We start from the raw sequence: 11,919 nt of genomic DNA, 5'->3' as shown, positions 1-11,919 counted from the left end.
ATTATATATATATATATATATGTCAAGCGATTTTTAAAAATTTTTAAAAAAATATTTAGTGTAGGCTAAAAAATTATTTTAATATAATACTAAAGTAAACAGACGCTTTCAAATCTTTTTTAAATTTTAAAAAAGGATTTTCACTCAAAATATTTTTAAATGTTTACTTTTAGTTTTATATAAATAAATTTTATATATTTAATACCAACACTAAATGATAAACAATTTATTTTTTCACAAATAATTATTAAAAATTTAATAAAAAATTTCATTTAGTTTATCAAAACTTTATAATTTATTTTGCTAAAAAAACATAAACGAACATAAAACGAAAATGAAATGCATAATAAATGTTTCTTTTTATTGAAAAAAATGAAAATAATGTAATATAAAAGGGGATACATTAAAAAAGAAAAGGATGATAAGAGCTGGGTCGTACATGGAACAATATTAAAGAAAAAAAAGCAGCAAAAGATGCAAACACAAGTAAAATTTATGCGAAGTTTGGACGTGAGATTTATCAAGCAGCTAAAAATGGTGTGGCTGATCCAGAGAGTAACAGAAATTTAAAAGTTGTACTTGAGAGAGCAAAAACTTATAGAGTACCGAAAAATATTATTGACCGTGCTATTGAAAAAGCAAAAGGTGGAAGTGAAGAAAATTATGACGAGCTTCGTTATGAGGGGTTTGGTGTTAGTGGCACTATGGTTATTATTGACACACTAACAAACAACGTTAACCTAAAAATTGAAATCCGGGACTGGAATTTTTTCCATGCCCCGGATTTAGTATACAACCCTAAAACTAGGGTTTCTTTATTATCTTGGTTTTACTGAATTTCTTATTCTTTCGTATGCACCTGGCTCAACTTTGTCTAGAGAATTTCTAATAATTTCTAGAGTTTTGTTATAACGATATTCTCTATAATATTGCTCAGCAACAGTTAATTGTTGATGGAATTCAATATTATCTTTTCTGTATCTGTTCGCATAACGAATTAGTTTTTCAATTAGTTCAATATCAGTAAGAATGTTATTAACTTCTGATGCGTAGATATCTAATGATTCTTCTGCCTCAGCAACAGCACGTTTTAACAAATCAATGTTAATTGGTTCTTTTTTAAGTTCCTCTATGGCGTATTTATAGCTATCCGTAACATCTTTGTATAATACGATAAATCTATCGCTAAATCCTGGCACTCTTGAATTATCTAACTTACGTTTAATAACTTCTTTTTCTTGATTGATGAAGATAAGTTTTTCACGAGAGTGACCTTCTTCTTCACGTAGACTTGTTAAGTATCTAGAATAATTCGTTTGATCTTCTTCGATTTTTTCTAATCCTTGACCTAATAGTTCTACTTTTTCTTTTAAGTCTTTATAGTTTAATTTTGGTTGATTATTAATATATACATCGATATCATGTTTAACATCAAGTAAATCACTAAGTTCATCATAATAGTTAGCGACCATTTCTTCATCTTTTTGATAGATTTGGTATCTATTTTTGATTTCTTGAATATTGTTATATAAAGCTTCATTTAGTTTATCTTGTAATTCAAGTTTATTAGTGATTTCTCTATAATTTTCCTCAATATATTTTTTATAATCAAGTTCTTTTTTTAGATCATTAGAAACTTCATCGATAACATCATAGATACCATCAAGAATGTTTTCTATTAAATCTATATCACCAGATTTAACTTTTTCACGTGCATCGCTAAGTTGCCATACACTACTTTCAATTTTACTTGAAATTTCTAAGTGATTAAGTTTAAATCCTTTTTTCTCCATTTCCTCAACTTTTAGTCTTAATGACTGAATTTGAGCTGGACAAGTTTTTTCAATTTCTTTTAACAGATCAGGTAAAACTTCCATTCTTTCTTTAAGATCATCTATTAATTCTTTAACAGAATTAATTTTTTCTTGAGCTTCAAGGTATTTACCAGTTGATGTTAAAAGTTTGAAATCATCAAGCTGTGGTGCAATTTCTTTGATACTTTGTTCAAATTGTTCTGCTGCAGCCCCGTATTGATGACGTTTAGCCAATAGTTCTCTATTAAGCTCTTTATACTCAACTACGATTTCTTCATATAGTTCTCTATTTCTAGGTTCAACTTCTTTTAATTCTTTAATTTCTCTTCTAATTCCAGCAATTCTATCTTTGATATTAGCAATTAATTCACCACTATTCATAATTACTTCATCAGCACGTTTGAAATTAAATTTATCAATATAAGTTTCTGCACTATAAAGATCTCTGTCAAGTTCTTCAATATCGATGCTTTGAATTTCGTACCATTCGCTTTCCCATTGAGAATAAAGTTTTTCAGCTTTACCAGCAATTTCTAGCGCTTTTACTTTTTTCAAATCATCAGATAGTGTTTCTCTCTCTAGCTCATCTTTCATAACTAAAAGAGGGTATAAATCTTGTTTTTTCCTATTTCTGAAGACGAATAGTGCTACTACTCCTCCAAGAACAAGGATACACACAAATAAAAATATATATGTCATATATCTTCCCCCTGAATTTATTATTTAATTATTTACGTTTATTAATACAATAACCTAACAAAATTATACCATTTTTATCGTAAAAAACAAAGTATTTCAATCATTTTTTTAAATTTTTTTCAATTTTTTATCAAACAAATAACTAAATATTTTTATCTATTTATATTCTTATGAAAATCTAATTAAAATCTTTTCAGTTTTAAACAATATAAAAATCATTTTTAAATACCCAACACACTTATTACTTTATTTTTTTTACCTATTATGCGAAAATATAATAAAGTCTTTAAAAGAGGTGTTTTATGAATATAGTAGAAAATAAACAATTATTTATCGAACAAGCGACAGCATTAGTTTATGGAGAAGAAAATCTAGTAACTAATCTATCAAATCTATCAGCATTATATAAAGAATACTTACCTAATACTAACTGGGTTGGCTTTTACCTACTAGATGAAATAAATAACAACTTAGTTTTAGGTCCATTCCAAGGTAAGGTAGCATGTACTCGTATACCATTTACTAAGGGTGTATGTGGTCATTGTTACACAACTCGTGAAACTATTTATGTCAAAGATGTTCACAAGTTTCCCGGGCATATTGCTTGTGATAGTGCCACTAATAGTGAGCTAGTAGTACCCATTATTCAAAATGATAAAGTAGTAGCTTTACTAGATATTGATTCAATTGAATTCAATAGATTCTCTAAAGAAGAAGTAGAAGCTTTCAGTGAAGTAACTAAACAAGTTTTTGAAAAAATTAATTTTTAATAAAAGTATTAAAGGAGATATACCAAATCAGTATATCTCCTTATTTTTTATTAGTCTATAATACCTTTGAATCTTAGGTAATTTTCGTAGTCCATCTCTTTGTTAATTGCACCTTCAGGTGTTAATTCAATTACTCTATTAGCAATTGTTTGAATAAACTCATAGTCATGAGATGTAAAGAACACAGAACCTTTGAAAGCAATAATACCTTCATTGACAGCTGTAATAGATTCTAAGTCAAGGTGGTTTGTAGGTTCATCTAACAGAATAACGTTAGCTTTCGATAACATCATCTTAGATAACATACAACGCATTTTTTCTCCCCCTGATAATACGTGTGCACGTTTAAGTGCTTCTTCACCAGAGAATAACATTCTTCCTAAGAATGAACGTAAGTATGCTTCACTTTCCTCTTCAGGAGAAGCATATTGACGAAGCCATTCTACTAATGAAAGTTTTAATCCTTCAAAGTATTCAGAGTTATCTTTTGGCATATAACTTCTAGAAGTTGTAATACCCCATTTAACAGTACCACTATCTGGTTCCATTTCACCAGCAAGAATTTTTAGTAATGTAGTTTTAGCTACTTCATCCCCAAGTAAGATAACTTTATCATTAGGGTTCACAGTGAAGCTTACATTACTTAATACTTCTTTACCTTCTACAGTTTTGCTTACACCTTCAACGATAAGTAAGTCATTTCCAATTTCGCGATCTGGTGTGAAACGAACATATGGATAACGACGGCTACTTGGTTTAATATCGTCAAGAGTAATTTTATCAAGCATTTTCTTTCTACTTGTTGCTTGTTTAGATTTAGAAGCATTCGCAGAGAATCGTGCGATAAATTCTTGTAATTCTTTAATTTTCTCTTCTTTTTTCTTGTTGTTATCTTCTGCCATTCTTCTAGCAAGTTGACTAGATTGATACCAGAAGTCATAGTTACCAACATAAAGTTGAATTTTACCAAAATCTAAGTCGCAAATGTGTGTACAGATGTTATTTAAGAAGTGACGGTCGTGGCTGACTACAATAACAGTGTTCTCAAAGTTAATTAAGAACTCTTCTAACCACTTAATTGCACTAATATCAAGACCGTTGGTAGGCTCATCCAGTAGAAGTACATCTGGATTACCGAATAATGCTTGTGCTAAAAGAACTTTAACCTTAATAGCATTATCTAACTCTCCCATTAACATATCGTGAAACTCTACAGAAATTCCTAAACCTTCAAGAAGTTGAGCCGCATCACTTTCTGCAGTCCATCCATCCATTTCAGCAAACTCACCTTCAAGTTCAGCTGCAATGATTCCATCTTCTTCAGTAAATGGATCTTTCATGTAAATTTCATTTTTACGGTTCATAACATCCCAAAGGCGCTCATGTCCCATCATTACAACATCGATAACTCTATTTTCTTCATAAGCAAAGTGGTTTTGACGAAGTACTGCAAGACGTTCACCTTTTCCTAAAGAAACGTGACCTTGTTGTGAATCTAACTCACCAGATAATAATTTTAAAAATGTAGTTTTACCTGCTCCATTAGCTCCGATTAAACCGTAGCAGTTACCATTTGTAAATTTTATATTTACATCTTCAAATAACTTTCTATCTGCAAAACGTAAACCTAAATTTGTTACTTGTAACATTCTTTTCTCCTTTAAATTCTATTTTACTAAATACCTTGAATACGAATATATGATTCAAAGTTTCCTCACTTAATATAGTTGAGAATTATAAATACTAATATTCATAACCAATTAACTATACTGGGGCGACCCAGTAAATACAATTCTTATAAACTATATTTAACGAGTCGCTCCTTTATACTAATTATTATTCTTCGTCTTTTTCCTTTTTACTAACACTAGCTATTAAGCTTTCAATGTGTAACGCATATTCAGCTGTAGTGTCATATTGGAAAATAAGTTCTGGAAATTTTCTAATTTTAATTTTTTTAGCAACTTCACTTTTTACGAAACCTTTAATTTTTTTAAACGCTTCTTTTGTTTTTTCTTTTTCACGTTCTCCACCTAAAACAGTGTAGAATACTTTTGCTTGAGAATAATCTCCTGTCAAAGCAACTTCTGTTACAGTAACAAATCCTAGATCATGATTTTTTACTTTTGTTGCTAAAACATAAGTAATTTCTTTTTTAATTTGTTCTGCAAGTCTGTTAACTCTTAGTTCTGACATAAAGTTTGCCTCCTATTTTTTAACTTCTTCCATGATGTATACTTCGAAGACATCTCCTTCTTTAATATCATTGAAGTTTTCTACAGTCATACCACATTCATAACCGCTTTGTACTTCTTTAACATCATCTTTAAATCTTCTTAATGTATCAATTTCACCTTCGTAAATTACTACACTATCACGAATTACACGTACTTTACCATCACGTGATACTTTACCTTCAGTTACATAAGCACCTGCAATTGTACCAATTTTAGATACTTTATACACTTGACGTACTTCTGCAAGACCGATAACTTTTTCTACGAATTCTGGATCTAATAATCCTGTCATCGCAGCTTCAATTTCTTCAATAACTTTGTAGATAATACTGTGTAGACGAATATCTACTTGCTCAGTTTGAGCCATTTGTTTTGCATTGTTATCAGGACGTACATTGAATCCAATTACTACAGCGTTTGATGCTACTGCAAGTGTAATATCTGATTCGTTAATCGCTCCAACTCCAGTATGGATAATACGTACGTTAACACCTTCAACATCAATTTTAGCTAATGACATAGCTAATGCTTCAACAGAACCTTGAACGTCTGCTTTAATGATAATGTTAAGGTCTTTCATTTCCCCTTGTTTCATTTGCTCGAATAATGTGTCTAATGATACAGCTGAGTTAGCTTGACGAGTAGTTTCAATATATTGTTGTTGACGTTTTTCACCGATTTGACGAGCTGTTTTTTCATCACCAAATACTACGAAACGATCTCCTGCATTAGGAACATCTTGTAAACCAGTAATCTCTACAGGAGTAGATGGTTTAGCCGTTTGGATATTTTTGCTACGGTCATTGATCATAGCACGAACACGTCCAAATGTATTACCAACAACAAGTGGATCACCGACATTTAGACTACCATTTTGTACTAGTAATGTAGCTACCGCTCCACGACCTTTATCAAGTTTCGCTTCAATAACTGTACCTAAAGCTAAGCGATTCGGATTTGCTTTTAACTCTTGCATTTCAGTTACTAATAAGATATTTTCTAATAATTCATCAATACCTTCACCTTTAAGAGCTGAGATTGGTACGAAGATTGTATCTCCACCCCACTCTTCTGAGATTAGTCCGTATTCTACTAATTCATTCATAACTCTATCTGGGTTTGCTTGAGGTTTATCCATTTTGTTTACCGCAACAATAATAGGTACATCAGCTGCTTTAGCGTGGTTAATAGCTTCAATAGTTTGAGGCATTACACCATCGTCTGCTGCTACTACTAAGATAGTTACATCGGTAATTTTAGCTCCACGTGCACGCATTGTTGTGAAGGCTGCGTGACCTGGTGTATCCAAGAAAGTAATCTTCTTATCTTTAGCACGTACTTGATAAGCCCCAATGTGTTGTGTGATACCACCTGCTTCACCGGCTGTAACACGTGAATTTCTGATAGTATCTAGTAATGTTGTTTTACCGTGGTCAACGTGTCCCATAATTGTAACGATCGGAGCACGTTCTTTAAGATCCTTATCTGCATCTTCAACTTCGAAGTAAAGATCTAAGTCTTCCTTATTAATCTCAACTTCTTCTTGGATTTCTTTACCATAATCCATAGCGATTAACTCGATTTGCTCTAAAGTAAGAGACTGGTTAATATTCGCCATAATTTTTAGTTCCATAAATAATTTTTTAATAAGTTCAGTCGAACCTACATTTAGAACTTCAGATAGTTCCCCAACAGTCATTCCATCTTTAACTAAAATAGTATCTTCTGAGATAGTTTCTTCAGATGGTGCTTCGATAATAGCTGGTTGTTGTTTTTGAGATTTTTTAACTTTCTCTTTTTTTACTTTTTTCTTCTTATTCTTTTTGCCTTCATTATTTGAAGATTGTTCATTTTCTGTAGTTTTTTCTTGTTTTTTGAAAACACTATCCAGCTTAGCTAACCCCTCTTCTGTTAACATTGACATGTGATTAGATACTTCAATATTAGCATCTTTTAAAACTGTAATAAGGTCTTTTGATTGTTTTCCTACTTCTTTAGCGTACTCATAAATTCTGACTTTTTTCATTACTGTTTTCCTCCTTCTTCTAATAATTGTTTGAATTTTTTTATAAATCCATCATCAGTTATTCCAACAGCTACACGATTATCTCTTCCAATCGCTATGCTTATATTTTCAATCGTTGAAAATTCGATACATTGAACATTGTAGAAATTAGCCTTGTCTGTTAATTTCTTTTTAGTATTCACACCGCAATCTTCAGCAATAACTAACAATTTGATTTTATTATTTTTTAAATTTTTTGTGATTAAATCTTCACCTGTAATAAGTTTACCTGCTCTTTGCATTAAACCTAATAAATTATATGCTTTTATCATTATTTTTGTGGAATTGACTTTCTATAAATTAATCTAATTACTTCGTTATAGATAGGTTCCATAACTTCTGGTGATGTAGAGAAAAACTTCTCTAATTGTTTCTTTTCTTGTGCAGCTTTAATAACTTCTAAATCTGAAACTACATACGCACCACGACCTGCTTGTTTACCTGTAGGGTCAACAGAGATTTCTCCTTCTTTATTTTTAACGATTCGTAATAAATCTTTCTTCGGAAACATCTCATTTGTTAAAATGCATTTTCTTGTTGGTATTTTTCTTTTTTTCACAGTCAACACCTCACTATTCAGCAGCTTTTATATCGATTTTCCAACCAGTTAATTTAGCAGCAAGTCGAACGTTTTGACCTTTTTTACCAATTGCTAGAGAAAGTTGATCATCTTTTACTCTAACATTAGCAATTTTTTCTTCTTCGTCAATATTAATTTCTTCAACTTTTGCTGGTGCTAACGCGTTAGTAATGAATTTAACTGGATCAGCGTCCCAAGTGATAATATCAATTTTTTCACCGTTTAATTCTTCTACAATACGGTTAACACGATCACCTTTATTACCTACACATGCACCAACAGGATCGATATTTTTATCTTCAGCATAAACTGCTAATTTAGTTCTTTCACCTGCTTCACGTGATACACTCTTAATTTCTACTGTTCCACTATAAATTTCAGGAACTTCGATTTCGAACAATCTTCTAATGAATTCAGGATGTGATCTAGATGCTAGTACGTGTGGTTTACTTCCACGAGTTGGGTTATCAACTTTAGCAATATACACTTTGATAGGAGTTTGAGGAACATATGTTTCTCCTTTAACTCTCTCATTTTCACCTAAAATAGCTTCAATTTTACCAAGTTTTACATAAACATATCTAGAGTCAATTCTATCTACAGTTCCAGATAAAATTTCTCCTTCATGCTCAATGTATTCTTTATAAAGAATTTCTTTTTCAGCTTCACGAAGTCTTTGTAATAAAGCTTGTTTAGCCGCTTGAGCACCAACACGACCAAAGTCACTTGGTAAGTCAACAACTTCATAAATATCTCCAACTTCATATGCAGGATTAATTTTTAATGCATCTTCAAGTGCAAACTCAATTCTATCATCATAAACTTCTTCAACAACATCTTTTCTTATAATAAATTTATAGTCACCTGTTGCTCTGTTGAAATCTACTCTTACATTTTTTGCAGCATTGAAATTCTTTTTATAAGCTGATAATAAAGCTAACTCAATAGCTTCTACTAGAATATCTTCTGCAATTCCTTTTTCTTGTTCAATTAATTTAATAGCTTTAAGCAAATCCTTGCTCATCTTTCTTTCTCCTTTAATAATTAAAATTTAACAGCTAATCTAATTTTAGCGATTTTACTATAGTTAATCGTTGATTTTTTTACTCTTGCTTTATCTTTATATTCAACAGTAATTTCTTCACCCTCAACAGCTAGTATATCACCATAAAACTCTTTTTGATTATCAACCTTTTCATATGTTTTAATATAAACGTGTTTACCTACGGAATTAGTTATTTCTTCAAGATTTCTAAGATTTCTTTCAATACCTGGTGAAGAAACCTCTAGATAATATTTATCACTGATAAAATCTTCTTTATCTAGCTCTTCTGCTAACTTCTCACTTAATAATACACAATCATCAAGTGTAAGTCCACCATCTTTATCGAAGTAAATACGTAAGAAAAATTCTGTTCCTTCTTTAACGTATTCAACGTCATAAAGAGAAAATTCCGTATTTTCTACCTGCTTTGTTGCTATTGCTTTAACTTTATCTACAATACCCATACAGCACACCTCTTTCTTAGTTTTTATTGCAATATAAAAGAGCGGAGAACCTTTCAAAATTCACCACCCTTTCGGTAATTTATTTCAATGTAAATACATTATATCATATGATTTTAAAAAAATCAAATGATAACTACATCTTAGTACGAATCACTTCAATTTTGTATCCATCTGGATCTTTAATGAAGTAGTAGCTTGGCGGGAATCCTGGAAGACCTTTAAGATCTGTTACATCGTATCCAGCCGCCTTGTGTTTTTCGTATAATGCTTCTAAATCTTCAACAGAGATAGCAATGTGACCATATCCATCCCCTAGTTCATAAGCACCGTGATCATAGTTATAAGTTAATTCTAACTCATAGTTTGATCCAGGTAATGTTAGATATACTAACGTGAACTTGTATTCAGGAAAATCTCTTTCACGATTTACTTCAAAGTCAAATGCCTCAGTATAAAATTTAACTGATTCTTTTAAATCTGCTACACGGTAGCAAGTATGTGCCATAGTTTGAACCATTTTTTTCACCTCTTAAAATTTTTTATTATAAAATTGTCCATCCAATTGCAACTGCTCCTAATCCAAGATGTGTAGAGATAACTGGACTTATCCCATCTATATCAACAGTTACATTCGAATAATTTTCCTCAACATATTTCTTAATTTCTTCAGCCTTGTCTAATGCATCAACATGCAGAACACACACAGTGATGTGTTCTCCTTCATGTTGTTTATAATATTCATCAAATAATTCATACATTCTTGATACAACTTTTTTATACGTACGAATTTTTTGGAAAGGTACTATCACCTTATCGTCAAAGTGTAGTAATGGTTTGACTTGAAGTAAACTTCCTACTACAGCTTGTGCTCCACTTAAACGTCCACTACGTTGAAGGTGAGATAAATCATCTGCCATAAAATACGCATCAGACACTTTTTTCATTTCATTTAAAGCTGAAATGATTTCACTAGAAGTTTTACCTTCTTTAATTAGTTTTGCTGCCTTAATCGCATAATATCCTTCAGGTCTACAAGAAACTTCAGAATCGAAAGGATGTACATTTAATCCATCGATCATTAATCCAGCTACAGAATATGATGAATATGTTCCACTTATTCCACTTGATAGTGCAATAGCAATTACGTCAGTATATCCTTCTTCTTTTAATTTTTCTAAGCAAGCTACAACTTCTCCAATCGCTGGTTGTGATGTTGTAGGGAAGCTATTGTTAGGATCTTTTAAGTATTCATGATATTTATCAAGTGGCATATCAATAACTTCTTTATATGAATTATTATCAATAATAAGATTTAAATAAACAGTACGAATATCCAGTTCTTTTTTCAAATCTTCTGATAAATATGCAGTTGAATCCATAATTATTGCAATCTTTTCCACATTCTATCCGACTACCTTAAAGATAGCTTTTCCTTTCTTAGAATTTTTCGATATTATAAAGTTCAAGCTCAACCTTAGTCTCTCTACCCATAAGTTCAATCATAACGTCAGCTTTATAATTGTGAAGATCTAAGTTTACAACTTTACCTTCCATGTCTACGAACGGTCCAGAGATTACACGAACATAATCACCAACCTCAATATCAATATCAACAACATTTGATAATCCCATTTGTTGTAAAATAAAGTTAATTTCTTCTGGTAATAATGGACTTGGTTTTGAACCTCCACCATGAGATCCAACAAATCCAGTTACGCCAGGAGTATTTCTAACAACAAACCAAGAATCATCAGTCATTACTAATTCAACAAGTACATAACCTGGGAATGTTTTTCTATTTACTTCTTTTTTCTTTCCAGTTGGAGTTAAGATAGTTTCTTTTTCTTCTGGAACAACGATTCTAAAAATCTTATCTTCCATTCCAAGAGACTCAACTCTTTTTTCAATATTATCTTTAACTTTGTTTTCATAACCAGAATAAGTATGAATTACATACCATTCTTTGCTTACTGTATCACTCATAATAACCTCTCTTATCTACTGAAATGTCTAATTCCAGCAGTTATTCCTAAATCAACTACGTAGCTAAATAACATTAATATTCCAACTACAACAATAACAATCAATGTTTTTCTAACAAGTTCACTAAATGTTGGCCAGCTTACCTTATGCATTTCGGCAACAACATTTTTCAAAAATCTTATCATCTAATTACAAACCTCCCACATAAATTTCTTTACTATTCTACATTCTATAAATTATAACATAGTATAATATATAAGTC

At 31.0% G+C, this 11,919-nt stretch carries 13 protein-coding genes and 1 pseudogene; 2 read left to right on the top strand and 12 right to left on the bottom strand.

The genetic code is table 11. The features are described from left to right. Positions 1 to 428: 428 nt before the first annotated feature. Positions 429 to 740: pseudogene (locus JX287_RS05700) on the top strand (YebC/PmpR family DNA-binding transcriptional regulator); the annotation flags it as partial. A 78-nt stretch (positions 741 to 818) separates the two neighbouring features. Here the strand turns inward: JX287_RS05700 and JX287_RS05695 are convergent. Continuing rightward, entirely contained in the window at positions 819 to 2,513 is a 1,695-nt protein-coding gene (locus JX287_RS05695) for a septation ring formation regulator EzrA (RefSeq protein WP_204643440.1), read from the bottom strand. A 302-nt stretch (positions 2,514 to 2,815) separates the two neighbouring features. Between JX287_RS05695 and JX287_RS05690 the strand changes: the two genes are divergently transcribed. Continuing rightward, a complete protein-coding gene (locus tag JX287_RS05690) occupies positions 2,816 to 3,283 on the top strand; it encodes a GAF domain-containing protein (protein ID WP_204643438.1) in 468 nt (155 codons plus the stop codon). A gap of 50 nt (positions 3,284 to 3,333) precedes the next feature. Here JX287_RS05690 and JX287_RS05685 read toward each other — a convergent pair whose 3' ends face one another. From JX287_RS05685 to secE, 11 genes are all read right to left on the bottom strand, one after another. Beyond that, positions 3,334 to 4,932: an ABC-F family ATP-binding cassette domain-containing protein gene (locus JX287_RS05685; protein ID WP_204643436.1), complete on the bottom strand. Its 1,599-nt coding sequence runs from the start codon at positions 4,930 to 4,932 to the stop codon at positions 3,334 to 3,336. A gap of 187 nt (positions 4,933 to 5,119) precedes the next feature. Then, entirely contained in the window at positions 5,120 to 5,479 is a 360-nt protein-coding gene (rbfA, locus tag JX287_RS05680; RefSeq protein ID WP_048801943.1) for a 30S ribosome-binding factor RbfA, read from the bottom strand. Between the two features lie 12 nt (positions 5,480 to 5,491). Continuing rightward, positions 5,492 to 7,546 carry a translation initiation factor IF-2 gene (infB, locus tag JX287_RS05675; RefSeq protein ID WP_204643431.1) on the bottom strand — a complete coding sequence of 685 codons (2,055 nt, stop codon included), beginning with the start codon at positions 7,544 to 7,546 and terminating at the stop codon, positions 5,492 to 5,494. Then, complete coding sequence (locus JX287_RS05670) at positions 7,546 to 7,857, bottom strand: L7Ae/L30e/S12e/Gadd45 family ribosomal protein (RefSeq protein WP_204643429.1); 312 nt, start codon at positions 7,855 to 7,857, stop codon at positions 7,546 to 7,548. Before JX287_RS05670 ends, infB begins: the two co-directional genes overlap by 1 nt. Continuing rightward, positions 7,857 to 8,144, bottom strand: coding sequence for an RNase P modulator RnpM (gene rnpM, locus JX287_RS05665; protein ID WP_204643427.1), 288 nt, complete (start codon positions 8,142 to 8,144; stop codon positions 7,857 to 7,859). Before rnpM ends, JX287_RS05670 begins: the two co-directional genes overlap by 1 nt. A gap of 13 nt (positions 8,145 to 8,157) precedes the next feature. Beyond that, entirely contained in the window at positions 8,158 to 9,189 is a 1,032-nt protein-coding gene (nusA, locus tag JX287_RS05660) for a transcription termination factor NusA (protein WP_204643425.1), read from the bottom strand. Between the two features lie 20 nt (positions 9,190 to 9,209). Next, entirely contained in the window at positions 9,210 to 9,674 is a 465-nt protein-coding gene (gene rimP, locus JX287_RS05655; protein ID WP_204643423.1) for a ribosome maturation factor RimP, read from the bottom strand. Between the two features lie 133 nt (positions 9,675 to 9,807). Then, on the bottom strand, positions 9,808 to 10,191 hold the full coding sequence (gene gloA / locus JX287_RS05650; protein WP_204643421.1) for a lactoylglutathione lyase: 384 nt from the start codon (positions 10,189 to 10,191) through the stop codon (positions 9,808 to 9,810). A gap of 25 nt (positions 10,192 to 10,216) precedes the next feature. Beyond that, positions 10,217 to 11,074, bottom strand: a complete 858-nt coding sequence (locus JX287_RS05645) for a DegV family protein (RefSeq protein ID WP_204643419.1) — start codon at positions 11,072 to 11,074, stop codon at positions 10,217 to 10,219. 37 nt (positions 11,075 to 11,111) lie between these two features. Next, positions 11,112 to 11,657, bottom strand: coding sequence for a transcription termination/antitermination protein NusG (gene nusG / locus JX287_RS05640; RefSeq protein WP_003144927.1), 546 nt, complete (start codon positions 11,655 to 11,657; stop codon positions 11,112 to 11,114). 11 nt (positions 11,658 to 11,668) lie between these two features. Then, positions 11,669 to 11,842, bottom strand: a complete 174-nt coding sequence (secE, locus tag JX287_RS05635; protein WP_048801934.1) for a preprotein translocase subunit SecE — start codon at positions 11,840 to 11,842, stop codon at positions 11,669 to 11,671. Between the last annotated feature and the right edge of the window lie 77 nt (positions 11,843 to 11,919).

It is taken from the genome of Gemella haemolysans (genome assembly GCF_901873445.1).
Classification (GTDB): domain Bacteria; phylum Bacillota; class Bacilli; order Staphylococcales; family Gemellaceae; genus Gemella; species Gemella haemolysans_C.
This window is presented reverse-complemented; position numbering and strand designations above follow the sequence as displayed.

What these genes read in the sequence shown, in the direction of transcription:
- JX287_RS05695 (WP_204643440.1), bottom strand. Translation starts at nt 2,513, where the DNA reads ATGACATATATATTTTTATTTGTGTGTATCCTTGTTCTTGGAGGAGTA.
- JX287_RS05690 (WP_204643438.1), top strand. Translation starts at nt 2,816, where the DNA reads ATGAATATAGTAGAAAATAAACAATTATTTATCGAACAAGCGACAGCA.
- JX287_RS05685 (WP_204643436.1), bottom strand. Translation starts at nt 4,932, where the DNA reads ATGTTACAAGTAACAAATTTAGGTTTACGTTTTGCAGATAGAAAGTTA.
- rbfA (WP_048801943.1), bottom strand. Translation starts at nt 5,479, where the DNA reads ATGTCAGAACTAAGAGTTAACAGACTTGCAGAACAAATTAAAAAAGAA.
- infB (WP_204643431.1), bottom strand. Translation starts at nt 7,546, where the DNA reads ATGAAAAAAGTCAGAATTTATGAGTACGCTAAAGAAGTAGGAAAACAA.
- JX287_RS05670 (WP_204643429.1), bottom strand. Translation starts at nt 7,857, where the DNA reads ATGATAAAAGCATATAATTTATTAGGTTTAATGCAAAGAGCAGGTAAA.
- nusA (WP_204643425.1), bottom strand. Translation starts at nt 9,189, where the DNA reads ATGAGCAAGGATTTGCTTAAAGCTATTAAATTAATTGAACAAGAAAAA.
- rimP (WP_204643423.1), bottom strand. Translation starts at nt 9,674, where the DNA reads ATGGGTATTGTAGATAAAGTTAAAGCAATAGCAACAAAGCAGGTAGAA.
- gloA (WP_204643421.1), bottom strand. Translation starts at nt 10,191, where the DNA reads ATGGTTCAAACTATGGCACATACTTGCTACCGTGTAGCAGATTTAAAA.
- nusG (WP_003144927.1), bottom strand. Translation starts at nt 11,657, where the DNA reads ATGAGTGATACAGTAAGCAAAGAATGGTATGTAATTCATACTTATTCT.
- secE (WP_048801934.1), bottom strand. Translation starts at nt 11,842, where the DNA reads ATGATAAGATTTTTGAAAAATGTTGTTGCCGAAATGCATAAGGTAAGC.